We start from the raw sequence: 16,097 nt of genomic DNA, 5'->3' as shown, positions 1-16,097 counted from the left end.
CGTCAACACTGATGTTGCCGTCGCCTACGGTCGTCAAGTCGATTGTCGGTATAACCATATCAATTGAGTATGTTTTGTCGGTGCTAGAACTAAACTCATTCCCAACCCAATCTTGTCCGGTAACAGTAGCTGTCACTGAATTATCAGCTACAAGATCACTGCCCTGAACATCTACACTCCATGTTTTATCACTTTGGACAACAGTCAGATAAGTCACACCATTTACTACGACTGATACCTGGTCACCAGTATCCGCATCTCTTCCAACAGTACCTTTAACTGAAACGGTACTTTCGCTTTCACTTTGATTGATAACATTGTCGTCAGTGATGGATTCAATAAAGATCGTTCCTCTAGCAGCTAAATCAACTAGATAGAACTCTGTCGAAGTAGCCGAGCCAACATTTCCAGCTTCATTTACTACATCTACCTTCGCATCGACGATGTTATCGCTATCAGAGTTTAGGTCAGACCCATTGACGTCAATGCTATATTTCCCGTCGATTACTTGGCCTGTATACACAACGCCATTGATGTTCAGTGTTACTGTTCCAGAAACGTAATCCTCACCAGTAATAGAACCTGTAATCGTAACCGTCCCTTGAGCTTCAGTTGCGTTAATGACTGAGTCTTCAGTAATCGGATCAATATCTATGTTTACATTAACCGGAGTCGAGTCATAAATATGAGTAGAAGTTCCTGAGCTTGAAACACTGTTTCCTGCGCTATCGGTTGAACTAACAGAAACAGTGAACTCGGTGTCTTCTGCTAGGTCCTCACCATTAACACTTAGTTCCCAAATACCATTCTCTTTTACAACACTAGTATATGTCGCTCCATTGATGACAGCAGTTACGACGTCGTTAGGTTGTATGTCTCCACCGGTAGCAGTACCTGTAACAAAAATTGTTTGCTCTTTTTCAGTCTCAGTAACAACATCATCTGATGTAATGCTATCTACGATCACATTTCCTGATTCTGCCTGTGTATCAAGAGTGAACGTCAGCGTTGAGCTGCCTGAGGTATTACCCGCTGCGTCGGTTTGACGAACGGTGATCGTGTTGTCACCTTCCGTTGGTACTGGAGCCGTTGTCGTCCAGTTTCCGTCAACAAGGTATTCGACTGTCGCGCCATCTTCGGTGCCATCGACTGTGAAGCTGCCGTCGTTGGTTAAGAAGTCATCCGCTGCTGAGCCAGAGTCCGTATCCAGTGTCAGTGTTGGCGCATCTGGCGCTGTTGTGTCTAGAGTGAACGTCAGCTCGCTGCTGCCTGATGTATTACCCGCTGCGTCGGTTTGACGAACTGTGATCGTGTTGTCACCTTCCGTTGGTACGGGTGCGGTTGTCGTCCAGTTTCCGTCAACGAGGTATTCGACTGTCGCACCCTCTTCTGTGCCGCCGACTGTGAAGCTGCCGTCGTTGGTTAAGAAGTCATCCGCCGCTGAGCCAGAGTCCGTATCAAGTGTCAGTGTTGGCGCATCTGGCGCTGTTGTGTCAACTATGGTCTCGCTGTCTGTGCCTAGGCTATCCGGTTGGTCAACCGAACGGAAAGCATCAAGAAGACTCAAGCTTTGAGTACGAGACATTCCCAGCGCTTCAAAGCCCGTCGTTACAAATTCAGTACCTGGAATGGTTTCTTCACCGTCGCGCTCAATAGTCCCGCTACTTACTAGGCTTGAACCACTTTCACCAGCTGCCGTTGCAAATTCTTCGCCTAGCTCCGTCGGATCCTGACCTTCTTCTAAAGCCGCAAAGATATTTGCAATGTCTTGGTCTAGTTCAACTTCACCGCCATCTTCAGGCGAAAAACGCTTGACTGAAATTGGAGATTCAGAGTTTTCGCTCTGGGATTCAAGAATGACATCCCCTGCTTGTAATGGCTGGCCGTCTTCTAGGACTTTAATTGTACCATCTACCGAAACAACAATGCGTTGACCAAGTGCCAGTGCACCGCTCACATTCAATACTGTCATGTCCATATAAACCCCTAAAACCCATTTTCAATCAAAACGTCAAAATAGTGACATTGTATTTATAATATTAGACAAAATATAACACCTAACACTATATAATTCATAGTTATGAATGCATATTTTAACAAGTTCGTATACACCATGATGACAACGGTCACATACATCAATATCGAAAGCGCTCTCAAATTTTACATAAGTTATTGTGCTAACGAAAAATAATTGACATATTAATAGGGTTCAAAGTGCATCAAAACATCACAATACGCACAGCGATCGGCTAACAACTTTACAACCATTTACGAGCACCAATTGTAGCGATCGTAAATTTTTTGGCGGTTCATCTGAATTTTGTATATTATCGTGCAAAATTAAGACTCAGGTGTGATTCATTTTGGAGAGATGCAAATTGAACAGGATTCAAACGACGACCATAGGGCTATCTATAGCACTGACCTTTCCAGCTACAGCACAAACCTTAGAGCAAGCTGTCGCTTCTACGTTGGAAAGCAACCCTGAAATCAAAAGTGCTTATAACGAATATATCAGTAAGCGTTATCTTAACGACGCTTCTGGTGGTGCTTATCGACCAAGTATAGACCTAGATGGTGGGATTGGTTATGAACATACAGATCTTGCAACCAACCCTGGCACTACCGATCTGACTAGAAAAGAAGCAACTATCACCTTGACCCAGTTAATATGGGATGGCGCTAATACATCCAATGATATTGACCGTACTGCGGCTGATGCAGAGTCCGTGCGCTATCAACTACTATCTAACGCGCAAGACATCGCTTTAGAAGTAACAAAGGTTTATCTTGATGCAGTGAAAGCCTATGAAGTGCTTTCTCTTTCAGAAAGTAACTTAGCGACGCACAAAGAGATATATAACGATATTCGTAAGCGCGTGGAATCAGGTATTGGTTCAACCGCAGATATGTCACAAGTTGAAGCTCGTATTGCGAAAGCGCACGGGAATTTGCTTGCTGCTCAAAACAACCTTTTTGATACGCATACTCAGTTTAAAAGACTTGTTGGTCAATCTCCTTTAGGGTTAACTTTCCCTCGCGCAGATGCGGGTGCAATTCCTTATACCGTTGATGGTGCGTTGGCAAAAGCGTTTAACCAGCATCCAGTCATTAAGATTGCACAAGCCGATGTTGACTCAGCGAAGTTCCAATACAAACAATCTAAGAGTACCAACTACCCGACTGTTTCTTTTGAAGCCGCTCAAACTTGGCGTGATGACGCCGGTGGTACAGAAGGCAGCAGCGATGAGTTTTCTGCCATGGTTCGTTTAAGATACAACCTTTACAATGGTGGTTCGGATCAAGACCGCACAGAAAGTGCAGCCTACCAACTCAACAAAGCCAAGGACCTTCGCGAAAGTACTTACCGCAATGTAGAAGAGAGTCTACGTCTATCATGGAGCGCACTTGATTTAACGGTTCAGCAAAAAGAGTTCCTATCTGACCACGTAGACTCGGCATCAGACACGGTAATCTCATATGAGAAACAATACCGTATCGGTAAACGTACCCTTCTCGACTTACTTAACACTGAGAATGAATTATTCGAAGCTCGTAAAGGCTATTTAGATGCTAAGTATGACGAGCAATACGCAAAATATCGCGTAATGAACGCAACTGGTAACCTACTCATCGGTTTACGAGTTGAGATCCCAGAAGAATGGAATGAAAAGGTGGAATATTAATGAAGCTTACCAACACAGTATTATCGCTTTGCTTCATGGTTGTATCTGCCAATGCTTTAGCTGAAAACAACGAAGATGAATTCGAATATCGCGCTCTACCGCCGGTCACTCAAATTTACGATCTTCAAGATGATGACAATGACGGTGTAATAAACGCGCGAGATTTATGTCCCGATACACAAATTGGTGCCGAGATCGATAACGACGGTTGTGGATCATATTTCGAGTCATCGGAAAAGAAAGAGCTGCATATACTCTTCGCTAATAATTCAACGGAAATAAACCCTGTCTTTCTAGGGCAGATACGCCAAATGGCGGCATTTTTAAAGCGCTACGAAAGTACCAGCATTGAATTGCAAGGTTATGCCAGCAAAGTAGGTAACGCGGAACATAACCTAAAGCTTTCGAAAGAACGTGCATCACATGTAAGACGAGCGCTAATTAGCAACGGTATTCAGCCATCTAGAGTCAGCATCGTAGGTCATGGTGATTCTGAATTCAGCAGTGATGACACCCAAATCAATCACGCACTACATCGAAAAGTTGTTGCTTCCGTTGTTGGATTTAAGGGTAATATCAAAGAAGAATGGCACATCTTCACCAAAATTAAAAAGTAGGCGTACCCAGCTTTTACCATACTGAAACGTTATCTTAAGTTAACGTTTCGGTATGGTGATAATTCCTTGAATAGCATATACCTAAGCCGTCTATAATGTTAATCTTGCCACGTTATCAACATAGAGAATTAATCCATGAGCAAACTAACAGCTGATACTCAAGCAAATCTAGAACTTTTCGTTTCTGAAACACAAGAAACTAAACTGGTATGGGGCCTTCGCAACGAAGAAGGTTGGCTAGCATGTGACTCAAGTGAATTCGAAAACAGCGAAGTGATGCCATTCTGGTCTTCAAAAGAAGATGCTCAAACTCACAACGTTGAAGAGTGGGCTGACTTCGAAGTATTAGAAATTCCACTAGATATCTTTGTAGAAGATTGGTTACTGACTCTTGCTGAAGACGGCGTTCTTGTTGGTACTAACTGGAATGCAACATTAGAAGGCAAAGAACTTGAGCCTTCTGACCTAGCGAAATTATACATCTAATTTCCGATATCGGTCGCACGATTCGCGCGACCGATATACCTCTGATTAGTATCAATAAATTAGAGACCTACCTCGCATAACCACGTAGTCGCACCATTCAAAATTTGAAGCAACATCAAACTAACAATAGAATATCGTTCTTTATCTGATTGATCGTCTCTTGTGAATCACTTCGTTTTTGTTACCTTTCTACTATTCATTAGCTTTTGTTCTTATAGCCAAGTATCAACATCAGATCGTGACCACAATTCACCAGTCTATACCTCCAATCTAAGCTCTACTCCAAATGCTGATTGGAACGCGCTTTATCTCTCTACTTTAAACCACTCTCCTGAGCGCGCATTAAACATGCTGCAAACACGCTACATCGGCTCAACGGTTTATGGAGATAAGCTTTACCTTGCGTCTCTTCTGTATCAATACATGAGCCACCGAGATCAGCCGTTCTACGGAATCGCTTCAAACGACAATGACTACCAAGCGATAGAAACAGCGTTTATTTCTGCTCTGAGGAAAGACGGCAAAGGCCAATATGAACAAGCACAACAAGGCTTTCTAACACTTTTGGCGAAAATGCAATCTCGCAGTGATTTAACTGGTAAAGCCTTACTAGAGTACCAGCTATGCCGATCGCTTAACGAGCAAGCTAAATACCATCAAGCGAACTATTACTGCTCTGCCCTTCAGTCAGATTTACATGACATCGCTGACCCTGTATTACCAAAATTCGGGACTTATCGAGTCATCGCGAACAATCATCATTTCCGCAGTGACTATCAAGCTGCACTAGACACCTACCTATCACTAATAAACGTGTTTCCACAAGGGCATGATATTTCAGGGGTTTACAACGATGTGGGTAACTTGCTCAAAGAATTAAAGCAATATGAAAAATCGGCGGAGTATCTAGAGCAAGCTCTCATTCTCAGAGTAAACGCTTCAGATTTAATGAAAGCACAAGTGCATCACAGCCTTGCGGATCTCTACCTTAACCAAGAGCAAAGTGAACTAGCAATTCACCACTTTCAGACAGCAAGAACACTGCTGAGCTCAACGTCGCATAGCTACGGTATTGCACTCACAAGTCTTGGCTTAGGAAAAGCGTACACTCAAACGAAAAACTATGATGTGGCGAGAACCTACCTAATTGAGTCTCTTTCAGCTTCGAGCGAACTGAGCAATGATGTCATTCGCATCAATGCTTACTTGGCGATCAGCGATATGTTCGAAGAACAGAAACTGCCAACGGAAGCACTCAACTATGCTCAACAAGCGCTAGAATTAGCTGAACAAGTCACAAGGCATAAATACATCGCGCAGTCACTTCTTCAGCTTTCTGATATTCATCAATCACTCAGCGATTACCAACAAGCTTTCTATTTCTACCAGCGATACTCGTCAATACAAATGGAAGCTAGAGATATCGACAATCGACTCGCACTCGAAGCGCTCGGCCTGACGCACGCCAAATATGAACAAGAACTAGAAAGCTCTTTCCTGACACATCAGACGAAACTCGACCGCGTTCAAATTGAAAAAATGGAACATCAAAGATGGATGTACAACATCGTTGTTATTCTGTTGCTTTGCGCTGCAAGCTTCACGGTATTGATAAACAAAACGGTTCGCGCAAAAGCAGCAATTGATGGCTTAACGAAAGCATATAGCCGAACTGAGATAATTCGAAGAATCAAAAGAGTGAAACGCTGTAAAGGGACGGACAAACAGCATGTGCTCGTGCTGCTCGATCTAGATAAGTTTAAGAAGATTAATGATGAGCATGGGCACCCTACTGGTGATCGGGCACTGGTCCATATTAGTGATCAAATTAGAAAACACTTAGTGAATGGTGAATTGTTTGGTCGCTTAGGGGGTGAAGAATTTGTCATCATGTTAACCGATACCCCACCAGCAGAGGTACGAGAACGCGTTGAAGAGTTGCACTACGCCATTTCAAGCACTGTCTTTTTATCAGAAAGCAAAAAGTCACTTAATGTGACCGCGAGTTTTGCTTATCTAGCAACCTCAAACGCATTAAGTGACTTTGATGACTTGTATTCAGTGCTCGACCAAGCACTCTATCAAGCCAAAAGCAACGGCCGAAACTGCATTATTGATGCATATAACGAACCGATTGATTTACCTGAAATTATTTATTCTCAGCCTGTTTGCGAACCAACTCAGCCATGATGCTTTCGCGATCACCGAGGTAATCGTTAAGGCCAACTTTACGCAGTTCACATGCCGGACAATCGCCACAGCCATCACCAACAATGCCGTTGTAACAAGTCAGTGTTTTGTTTCTAACAAGTTCAAGTGCTGAGTACTGGTCTGCTAGCGCCCATGTCTCAGCCTTGTTTAACCACATTAGCGGTGTTTTGATATCAAGCTGCTTGTCCATACCTTGTACAAGTGCAGAGTTCATCGCCTTCACAAAGTCATTACGACAATCAGGGTAACCAGAAAAGTCTGTTTCACACACACCTGTAATCACGGTTTCAGCACCGATTTGGTAAGCGTAAATACCCGCTAGAGTCAGAAATAGAATATTACGACCAGGAACGAATGAATTCGGCAGCCCATTCTCTTGCAGCTCATGAGACACAGGAATATCGTCACGAGTCAAAGAGCTGATAGCCAGTTCATTCAACAGAGTCACATCCATCACTTTGTGCGCTTTCACACCAAGCTCTTTCGACAATGACTCAGCAACTTCAATCTCGAGTCTATGGCGCTGACCATAATCAAACGTAATCGCATGAACTTCATCATACTCTTTTAAAGCTTGAACAAGACACGTTGTTGAGTCTTGACCACCACTGAATACTACGACTGCTTTTTTCATCTTAAATCCTTACGAGAATCTTCTACTAGCGACTTATCTAGACCAGTAAACAAATGCAACCTACGCGATGCTCAAATATTTGTGAGTTTGAATAGATAAACGCCAGTTACGTTCAATACAAGTATCAATACACAGTTGCGTTGCACGTTCTTTTTGGCTAATAGGTTGAAGTGCAATGACTGTATTTTCAGGAACATCGGCTCTAGCAATAAGAGCATCTAGTTGCTCGATATCTTTACCTGTACCAACAGGGTGCTTGATTTCATTCGCACGAACGAGTGCGCTATCAAGGATATCCAATTTGGCTTTCATCGCCACTTTCGGTGACACCGTAACCCAAGTGTCCGGTGTGGCTTTAACTTCTGATGTTCCGCTAGTCTCAATCTGACAGCGACAACCGTGCTGCTCAAACGCTTCAGTAAGAGGAACAAGATCATAAATGCATGGCTCACCACCAGTAATCACAATGTGCTTAGCAGTGTAACCTTGCTTGATATATTCATTCACGATTCCTTGAGCATCGATTGCTGACCAAGTAGGTGAATCTTCTGTCTTAACCATAATATCGCCAAGGCTGGTTTCCTCTTCTGGCAACGCTTCCCAGGTCTGCTTGGTATCACACCAAGAACAGCCCACTGGGCAAATTTGCAGACGAACAAAAACAGCGGGAACGCCAGTAAACACGCCCTCACCCTGAATGGTTTCAAACATTTCATTAATCTTGTACAACTTTCCCTCAGCTCAATCATTTGATGAAATTAATCAACCGCAGACCTTAAAGCACTTCCCCCTTTTGGTCAAACAAATGAGTACTGATAAATGAGTTGATCAAAGCCCTAGCCTGAACTTTCAAGTTCCCTTATCCTTTCGCCCATAGATTTCGTTAGCTTTTAATTTTTTAGTAAGGAACAACATGTACAAACTGATTGCTCTTGATATGGATGGCACACTACTCAACAGTGAAAAAGTGATTTCTCAAGAGAACAAAGACGCAATCGCCAAAGCACGAGCTGCAGGTGTGAAAGTAGTTCTCGCTTCTGGTCGCCCTTTAGAAGGCATGCAAAGCAAATTAGATGAGCTTTCGATTGACGGCGAAGATGACTTTGTACTCTTCTACAACGGCTCTATGGTTCAGAACGTATCGACAAAAGAGATCATTCACAGTGAGATCAGCAACGGTAAAGCCGCAAAAGAGATTGCTGCCCTCGCTGAACAGCTTGGTGGTTATGTCCATGCTTTCAGCAAGATCCACGGCTTAATCACACCTGAGAACAATGAGTACACTGGTATTGAAGCGCGTATTAATTGCTTAGATATAACCGAGTTCGACTTTTCTCAACTAGAAGATGACCACGAAATCATCAAAACTATGATTGTCGCTGAACCAAGCAAGCTGACTGAAATCATCGGTAAGTTGCCACAAGAGCTTAAGACTCAGTTTACTATCGTACAAAGTGCACCATTCTTCTTAGAGTTCCTAAACCCGAAATCAAACAAGGGTGTCGGTATTGAAGCGATAGCGAAACACTTAGGCATTAAAGCGGAAGAAGTCATCTGCATGGGTGATGCTGAAAACGATCACCATATGCTTGAATACGCAGGCCTTGGCATTGCAATGGAAAACGCAATGGAAGAAACCAAGAAACTGGCGGATCACATCACAGCTAGCAACGACGACCATGGTGTAGCGGTCGCGATTGAGAAGTTTATCTTCAACTCATAAACGCTCAACAGGTTCTAATAAGAATTACTTTTTGCTTGTTTCAGAAATGACAAAGGCTGTGCACTGCACAGCCTTTTTGATTTTGTGTTAGTCGAGTCGCTTACTCTCTTTTCCATGGCAGACGAAATGCCACCACACCAAACAGAATCAAGATTGGGAAACGTAACGTTTCAACAATAAATGAAGCAATACCGCTGAAAGAGACAAAGCTTCCAGCCCAGCTAATCAGCAGATTTCCCGCTAACAACATCGCCATCACTCCAAGAACGATCTTGAATGAGAACTGACCAACCAAAGGTTTCGAGTCTGTTAACGTCACTAGGCATGCAATCGTCATCAAAATCGCCACCCAGAATGAGAATGTTGGCAGTGGCCATATCACCGTCAGAACAATCGACAGTAAGCACAATGCCCACCAAACACCTTTAGAACTCAATAAGGCGCTAATATCAACATCCGGTTTCGCGTCTAATCTCACGATATGCCACGTCGTTAAAGCGCCTAATACGCCACCCATTAATACATCACTAAAAAACGCACTACCTGAATAAGACTTAAATAGCATGATCCACAGCAGGCCAGCGAGCACTACCAGAATGGCTTTTTGCTCCAAGAGGCGCTTTAGTTTCCAAAAGACTAACAAGGTTAAACTGACCCACAAGGCAGCCAACAGACTTGGAAAACTATACCCACTGCTCATCACCAGTTTCAATGTTGGCATGTAAGCGTGTGGACGTGGAAAACCAAAACCTTGGTGCGCGATTAAAGTAAGTAGTGTCACCGAGATCAAAGTGAAGCCAAACTTCAACGCGAAGTTACGGCCAAAGTACCAAGCAATTAACGGCAATATCACAATGAAGACCCATGGCTTGGCCAACAAGTCAGTCAAAAGCACAGTATTCGCAAATACGCTTGGCATCTTATCGAACGTGTTTTGAAGTGACACAATCCAATTTAATTCAACTTGATGGACTTTGGGTGCCGCGCCCACCAGCTCAGTCACATACGTCACCGGTTGATCTGTCGCAGATAAAAACAGCTCGTTAATCTCAGACCACTGTTCTGGGTAGCGGTATTGGTGATCTTGCAATTCAGTAGGAGGAAGTAACATCGCTCGGCTGACTTCCACGCCATAATGAGGAGCAAACCAAATCGGCAGCTCAAAGCCACCTAACTCATTTCGAGCCTTGTAACTGATCACTTCAGAGTCAGAAATACAATCAAACACGACGGCACTGTCGGTATAACCTAGCACATCACCGACCGTTACCGACAAACCAGCCTCTTCCCACGTTTCACGTTGCGCCGCGACGGCTGGCGGCTCACCTGAAACAACAGTGCCTCCCGGTAGAGACAATTGACCGGTGATCAACTCATCAACCAACACGATTTGGTTATCAGCACGTACTACACACAAGGCGCCCGCGATATGATCGGGCAAAGTGTCGTTTGTCCAAGCGGAAGTCGTACTCAAAAGAGACAGTATGAAAACTAATAAATATCGAATAACCAACGAGTTTACCTAAAAAATAATAGAAGAATATTGAAGACTGCTGTTGCAGTTGAACTATTGTAATCAAAGCCACACAAAATCGCTGTCTACGTTTTGTGCAAAGCCTTCCTCATCCATTGAATGTGAGGTGTGAACCCCATTTTTTGATAGAAGTCCTTGGCAGGTGAATTAAAGTCCCAAACCTCTACAAAGACTTGTTCAACCCCATAATCATCAAAAGTCGCTTCAACTTTGCTAAACAACTTTTCAGCAATCGATTCTTTTCGATAATCAGGCAAGACAAACAGTTCATCGACACTCCCCATCGGCACCGGTTTACTCACCGTTGAGATAAGCTCACAAAAATGCCCAGAGATAAAGCCAACAATGAGCTCTCCTTTTAATGCCACATAAACCAAACATTCAGGGTCATCCAAGTATCGTGCAATGCTTTTTTCCTGCTCAATCTCTTCTGCCGTTTTAAAGTGCTCTGGGCTAGCAAGGTGGTGGTGATGGTGGAGATCGAACATTAACTCGTTAAGTTGTTCCAAATCCGTATGCTTTGCAGCCCTTAAGATGACATTCATGACTATTGCGCTTCTCAAACCAAATTAATATCTAAACTGAGTCTAGTTTACTTGGCGTGAGTATCTATACAAGTTATTGAATTAATTCATTGTTTGAAGTGTGTATTTTAGATACAAAAACGGCCACATTACGTGGCCATTCTGTTTGAATGATTTTCAATTAAACGAATATCTAGGCTATGTTTTTTGCTGCGGCTTTTGCTGTAGCTTCAGCTTTATGCACCGTTATCTTCTTTCTCTTCTTTGAGATCAGCAAGCTGTTGTTCCAGTTCAATAAGCTTAATTTCCGCCTCTACTTCCGCAACTCGCTTTTCTGCATCGGTGCGATTGTCTTGCGCTAGACCATCAGCAGTAACTTGGGTTCGTTGTGCGTTTCTTGCATCGTCCGTATCTTTCATTGAACCCGCAACACCACCGGTCACACCACCGGTCACACCACCTAATGCAGCGCCCTTAACGGCTAAACTCGCATCTCCAGTTAGAGCGCCGGCTGTTGCTCCTAATAAAGCACCACCTACCGCACCACGATTACGTGCGGCATTCTCATTTTCGTTATCCATTGCTGGTGATGCGCAACCAGAAAGAGTCACAATCAGTGTCGCTAAAAGAAAAGGTTTAGTGAATTTCATAGGAGTCTCGCTTAGTTCTTCGTTTTGAGTAGAACCATCTTAAGCAGAGCCGTTAATAAGATAAATAAAGCCACGTTTAGACGATACATCATGTTCAGCTATGTATTATTCAGCCATCGCATAACTGATTAATGATATATAGCTTTGAGCTCGCTTTATCCTCACCAACAAAAAAGGCGACCAATAAGGTCGCCTCAATCGCGCTTTCTCTATAATTCTTGCCTTTCACATATCTCTTAGCCTTTAGACCAAAAGTTTTGCATGTTTGCTACGCTAGGTGGTGGCCTAACACCACAATCTCGATAATGATTTTTATCGCCGATCCCCAGTATCTTGCCATTTTCGTCATCAATCATAGCCGCAACTTTAACACCGTCTCCCACATGGCGAGTTAACACGACAATTTCACCAGCTCTTTCAGACCTTACTGCGCCTAAGATTTGATATTCGTAGCGGCCTTTCCTTGAATTAACGATCATCTTCGAGTTAATAGGGTCGGCTTCATATCCCACACCAATATCAAAAACCGCTTGATAGAGATCGACACCAGTCTTTGATACACATTTAAATACCTTGGGATGACTCAAAGGTTCTAACAACGCTCTACTCGCTTCATCCTTTGAAATACTGGCACTACCAGCACCACTGACCAATAAAGCAATCAACAAAAAGTAAGCTCGCATAAAAAGACCTCAATATGTGGGATTCATAATGAGGTCATAGTAAACGCAATGGATAAGCGGATGAATAAAGTAGAGTTTAGGTAAACCATCACGCCGGATTATGTATAAATCAACAAGCCGAAGGTGAGATTACCTAAACTGCGACGTCTATTTGCCGAGCTTTTCAGCAATTTCAGTTAAGCTGGTAGGGTCGTCAATAGTTGAAGGCACCACATATTGTTCACCTTCTGCGATCTGCCGGATCGTTCTACGTAAGATCTTACCTGAGCGTGTCTTAGGTAACCTCTCAACAACCAAGGCTTGCTTAAAACAAGCTACCGCGCCGATCTCATTACGAACCTTGCCAACCAATTCCCTTTGCAACTCAATGCCATCGACTTTTACGCCATCTTTTAACACAACTAGACCTAAAGGAAGTTGTCCTTTCAAGTCATCGTGAATCCCGACTACCGCACATTCTGCAATGGCTGGGTGACCACCCACGATCTCTTCCATTTCTCCAGTCGACAGACGGTGTCCCGCTACGTTTATCACATCGTCGATACGGCCCATAATAAATAGATACCCATCTTCATCGAGATAGCCACCGTCCCCAGAAACATAATAGCCTGGGAATTGGCTCAGATAGCCAGATTCAAATCGATCATGATTACGCCAAACCGTTGGCAGACAACCGGGTGGTAGTGGACGTTTGAGTGCAACAAAGCCTTGCTGATTAGGCTGTGCCGTTTCACCCAATTCATTAAGAATCTCGACTTGGTAACCGGGCACAGGCTTAGTTGAAGAACCTGCTTTCACTGGCAAAGATTCCAGCCCTGTCGGATTGGCAGAAATAGCCCAACCCGTTTCGGTTTGCCACCAGTGGTCAATAACCGGTTTATTGGTATGAGACTCAACCCAATCCAATGTTGGCGGGTCCAAACGCTCTCCCGCCATAAAAATCGACTTGAGCGATGATAAGTCATACTTGGTGAGTAACTCGCCTTCAGGATCTTCTTTCTTGATAGCTCTAAATGCCGTTGGCGCAGAAAATAACACATCGACATTGTACTCTTCACACACACGCCAGAATGCCCCCGGATCTGGCGTTCTGACTGGCTTTCCTTCAAACAAGATGGTTGTGCAACCATGAATCAATGGCGCATACACAATATAGGAATGCCCCACTACCCAGCCGACATCAGAAGCCGCCCAAAACACACCATCTTGCGGCATATCGTAGATAGTGCTCATCGAGTATTTCATCGCGACCGCATGACCACCATTATCGCGCACCACGCCTTTTGGCTTACCCGTCGTCCCTGATGTATACAAGATATATAGTGGGTCAGTCGCTAGAACAGGCACACATACGTGAGGCAAAGCATCCTCAACGGCTTGTTGCCAGAGTACATCGCGTTCGTTGTTCAATTCGGCTAGTGACTGCTCTCTTTGGAATACCACCACTTTCTCAGGCTTCCATCGGCTGTCCATGATCGCGCGATCGACCATCGGCTTATATGGCAGGACTTTATTTATCTCGACACCGCAGGATGCAGTAATCAACACCTTGGGCTCGGCATCTTCAATTCGAACGGCAAGCTCATGAGGGGCAAAACCACCAAACACCACCGAATGCACCGCACCTAGTCGTGCACAGGCCAACATTGCCATCGCCGCTTCAGGAATCATTGGCATGTAGATCACCACACGATCACCTTTGGTAACGCCTTGCGTGGCTAACATACCAGCGACTTTAGCCACTTGGTTACGCAATTGATTGTAAGTGTACGAGGATTGAGTTCCTGTAACTGGAGAGTCGTAAATCAGTGCGGTATTGTCACCTCGCCCATTTTCACAATGATAATCCAGCGCGAGCCAGCAGGTGTTCATCACCCCATCAGGAAACCAACGCTCAATTCCGTTATCGTCAGTTTGTAATATCGTTTTTGGTGGTTCAAACCAATCTATCGCTTGTGATTGTGTTTCCCAAAACGAATTTGGGTCTTCCCTCGCCCATTGATACTCGGTGATGTAATCTGTTTTTCTAGTCATTCGATTCGTAGCAGACATAGTGCCTCCTCCATGATTTATCCATTAGTCCAAGCGACTAGCTTTTAACAGTTTCACTTGGGTGCACTCTTTTCTCAGCGTTGTATTCGTGAACAGTTAACCGTTCACGACAATCGCTTTACTTGGGAAAAGGCACACGAATAGCACCTTCCATGATCACTCGGGCACTACGACTCATAATCGCCCTCTCTATTTTCCACCCACTTTCGGCCTGCAGCGCTTTCGCACCTACCTTTAAGGTTCCTGACGGGTGTCCAAAGGTCACGAAATCACGACTTCCCTCACCGGCTGCCAAGTTCACTAAGGTGCCAGGAACACTTGCCGCTGAAGCAATAGCAACCGCAGCCGTACCCATCATGGCATGGTGCAGTTGCCCCATAGACAAAGCACGCACCAGAAGGTCTGTATCTTCGACAGCAACCGATTTACCACTGGAAGCTTGGTACGCTTGAGGCTTAGCAACAAACGCGACTTTAGGTGTATGTTGACGTGATTCAGCTTGTTCTAAAGAATCAATAAGACCCATTGCTACTGCACCATGTGCTCGTATGGATTCAAACAGTGCCAAGGCTTTGGTATCACTATTGATATCTGATTGAAGTTCAGTGCCTTGGTAGCCAACCGATTCAGCATCAACAAAAATGGTGGGTATCCCAGCATTAATGTATGTCGCTTTGATGCAACCCAGATCGGGAACATCTAAAAAATCGACAACATTCCCTGTTGGGAACATAGAGCCACTCGCATCGGCGGGGTCTAGGAAATCAACTTGGATCTCAGCGGCGGGGAAAGTCACACCGTCGAGTTCAAAATCACCTAACTCTTGAACTTCGCCACCAGCGATAGGTACATGAACAATAATGGTTTTCTCTATGTTCACTTGCCATACTCGCACCTCGACCACACCGTTTTCTGGAATACGATTCGAGTCGACTAGGCCACTATGAATAGCAAATGGGCCCACTGCAGCAGACAAATTGCCGCAGTTACCGCTCCAATCAACGAACGGCTTGTCTATTGCTACTTGGCCGAATAGGTAATCAACATCGTGATCGGCTTTACTACTTTTCGAAACAATAACGGTTTTACTGGTACTGGATGTTGCACCACCCATGCCATCGGTTTGTTTGCCATAAGGATCTGGACTACCAATCACGCGCAGAAGTAATGCGTCTCGAGCTTCTCCGGCAACTTGCGCAGCCTCAGGTAAGTCACTTAAGTTGAAGAAAACGCCTTTGCTTGTTCCGCCCCGCATGTAGGTAGCAGGTACTTTTATCTGTTTATTTGTCATCATAAG

Annotated in this window: 14 protein-coding genes; 5 read left to right on the top strand and 9 right to left on the bottom strand. The window is 44.2% G+C overall.

Going from position 1 to position 16,097, the window contains the following annotated elements; genetic code table 11:
- On the bottom strand, window positions 1–1,978 hold a 1,978-nt coding region (locus AB4583_RS03785), incomplete at its 3' end, for an Ig-like domain-containing protein (RefSeq protein WP_372116483.1).
- Window positions 1,979–2,420: 442 nt separating this feature from the next.
- Here AB4583_RS03785 and AB4583_RS03780 point away from each other — a divergent pair.
- From AB4583_RS03780 to AB4583_RS03765, 4 genes are all read left to right on the top strand, one after another.
- Window positions 2,421–3,686 (top strand): TolC family outer membrane protein, encoded by a 1,266-nt coding sequence (locus tag AB4583_RS03780; protein ID WP_029235541.1) that lies wholly within the window; start codon window positions 2,421–2,423, stop codon window positions 3,684–3,686.
- Window positions 3,686–4,303, top strand: a complete 618-nt coding sequence (locus tag AB4583_RS03775; protein ID WP_017062306.1) for an OmpA family protein — start codon at window positions 3,686–3,688, stop codon at window positions 4,301–4,303. The genes AB4583_RS03780 and AB4583_RS03775 overlap by 1 nt, the downstream gene beginning before the upstream one ends.
- 135 nt (window positions 4,304–4,438) lie before the next feature.
- Complete coding sequence (locus AB4583_RS03770) at window positions 4,439–4,789, top strand: DUF2750 domain-containing protein (RefSeq protein ID WP_017062305.1); 351 nt, start codon at window positions 4,439–4,441, stop codon at window positions 4,787–4,789.
- Window positions 4,790–4,951: 162 nt separating this feature from the next.
- Entirely contained in the window at window positions 4,952–6,979 is a 2,028-nt protein-coding gene (locus AB4583_RS03765) for a diguanylate cyclase (protein WP_372051461.1), read from the top strand.
- Here AB4583_RS03765 and queC read toward each other — a convergent pair.
- Together queC and queE are read right to left on the bottom strand one after the other, a co-directional pair.
- Window positions 6,939–7,634, bottom strand: a complete 696-nt coding sequence (gene queC, locus AB4583_RS03760) for a 7-cyano-7-deazaguanine synthase QueC (protein WP_017063822.1) — start codon at window positions 7,632–7,634, stop codon at window positions 6,939–6,941. The genes AB4583_RS03765 and queC overlap by 41 nt on opposite strands.
- Window positions 7,635–7,694: 60 nt before the next feature.
- Window positions 7,695–8,345, bottom strand: a complete 651-nt coding sequence (gene queE / locus AB4583_RS03755) for a 7-carboxy-7-deazaguanine synthase QueE (protein WP_017068031.1) — start codon at window positions 8,343–8,345, stop codon at window positions 7,695–7,697.
- Window positions 8,346–8,547: 202 nt separating this feature from the next.
- Between queE and AB4583_RS03750 the strand changes: the two genes are divergently transcribed.
- Window positions 8,548–9,357 carry a Cof-type HAD-IIB family hydrolase gene (locus tag AB4583_RS03750; RefSeq protein ID WP_017062301.1) on the top strand — a complete coding sequence of 270 codons (810 nt, stop codon included), beginning with the start codon at window positions 8,548–8,550 and terminating at the stop codon, window positions 9,355–9,357.
- A gap of 100 nt (window positions 9,358–9,457) precedes the next feature.
- Here the strand turns inward: AB4583_RS03750 and AB4583_RS03745 are convergent, their stop codons facing one another.
- The 6 genes from AB4583_RS03745 to prpF all read right to left on the bottom strand — a co-directional run bounded on the left by AB4583_RS03745 (window position 9,458) and on the right by prpF (window position 16,091).
- The gene (locus AB4583_RS03745) at window positions 9,458–10,870 is read right to left on the bottom strand and encodes an NUDIX domain-containing protein (RefSeq protein WP_372116480.1); all 1,413 of its coding nucleotides are present in this window, start codon (window positions 10,868–10,870) and stop codon (window positions 9,458–9,460) included.
- 86 nt (window positions 10,871–10,956) lie between these two features.
- Window positions 10,957–11,436 carry a GNAT family N-acetyltransferase gene (locus AB4583_RS03740; RefSeq protein WP_017069368.1) on the bottom strand — a complete coding sequence of 160 codons (480 nt, stop codon included), beginning with the start codon at window positions 11,434–11,436 and terminating at the stop codon, window positions 10,957–10,959.
- Between the two features lie 215 nt (window positions 11,437–11,651).
- Complete coding sequence (locus AB4583_RS03735) at window positions 11,652–12,065, bottom strand: glycine zipper domain-containing protein (RefSeq protein WP_372116479.1); 414 nt, start codon at window positions 12,063–12,065, stop codon at window positions 11,652–11,654.
- 236 nt (window positions 12,066–12,301) lie between these two features.
- Entirely contained in the window at window positions 12,302–12,748 is a 447-nt protein-coding gene (locus AB4583_RS03730; protein ID WP_372116477.1) for a hypothetical protein, read from the bottom strand.
- Between the two features lie 147 nt (window positions 12,749–12,895).
- Window positions 12,896–14,800 (bottom strand): propionyl-CoA synthetase, encoded by a 1,905-nt coding sequence (locus tag AB4583_RS03725; protein ID WP_017063816.1) that lies wholly within the window; start codon window positions 14,798–14,800, stop codon window positions 12,896–12,898.
- A gap of 118 nt (window positions 14,801–14,918) precedes the next feature.
- Window positions 14,919–16,091, bottom strand: coding sequence for a 2-methylaconitate cis-trans isomerase PrpF (gene prpF / locus AB4583_RS03720; RefSeq protein WP_017069365.1), 1,173 nt, complete (start codon window positions 16,089–16,091; stop codon window positions 14,919–14,921).
- Window positions 16,092–16,097: the final 6 nt, after the last annotated feature.

It is taken from the genome of Vibrio sp. 10N.222.49.C12, from assembly GCF_041475025.1.
Classification (GTDB): Bacteria; Pseudomonadota; Gammaproteobacteria; order Enterobacterales; family Vibrionaceae; genus Vibrio; species Vibrio crassostreae_C.
Note: the sequence above shows the minus strand (reverse complement) of the source record. Positions and strands in the feature narration are given on the sequence as shown.

Coding starts and splice junctions, on each gene's coding strand:
- AB4583_RS03775 (WP_017062306.1), top strand. CDS start 3,686: ATGAAGCTTACCAACACAGTATTATCGCTTTGCTTCATGGTTGTATCT.
- AB4583_RS03770 (WP_017062305.1), top strand. CDS start 4,439: ATGAGCAAACTAACAGCTGATACTCAAGCAAATCTAGAACTTTTCGTT.
- queC (WP_017063822.1), bottom strand. CDS start 7,634: ATGAAAAAAGCAGTCGTAGTATTCAGTGGTGGTCAAGACTCAACAACG.
- queE (WP_017068031.1), bottom strand. CDS start 8,345: ATGTTTGAAACCATTCAGGGTGAGGGCGTGTTTACTGGCGTTCCCGCT.
- AB4583_RS03750 (WP_017062301.1), top strand. CDS start 8,548: ATGTACAAACTGATTGCTCTTGATATGGATGGCACACTACTCAACAGT.
- AB4583_RS03740 (WP_017069368.1), bottom strand. CDS start 11,436: ATGAATGTCATCTTAAGGGCTGCAAAGCATACGGATTTGGAACAACTT.
- AB4583_RS03735 (WP_372116479.1), bottom strand. CDS start 12,065: ATGAAATTCACTAAACCTTTTCTTTTAGCGACACTGATTGTGACTCTT.
- AB4583_RS03730 (WP_372116477.1), bottom strand. CDS start 12,748: ATGCGAGCTTACTTTTTGTTGATTGCTTTATTGGTCAGTGGTGCTGGT.
- AB4583_RS03725 (WP_017063816.1), bottom strand. CDS start 14,800: ATGTCTGCTACGAATCGAATGACTAGAAAAACAGATTACATCACCGAG.
- prpF (WP_017069365.1), bottom strand. CDS start 16,091: ATGACAAATAAACAGATAAAAGTACCTGCTACCTACATGCGGGGCGGA.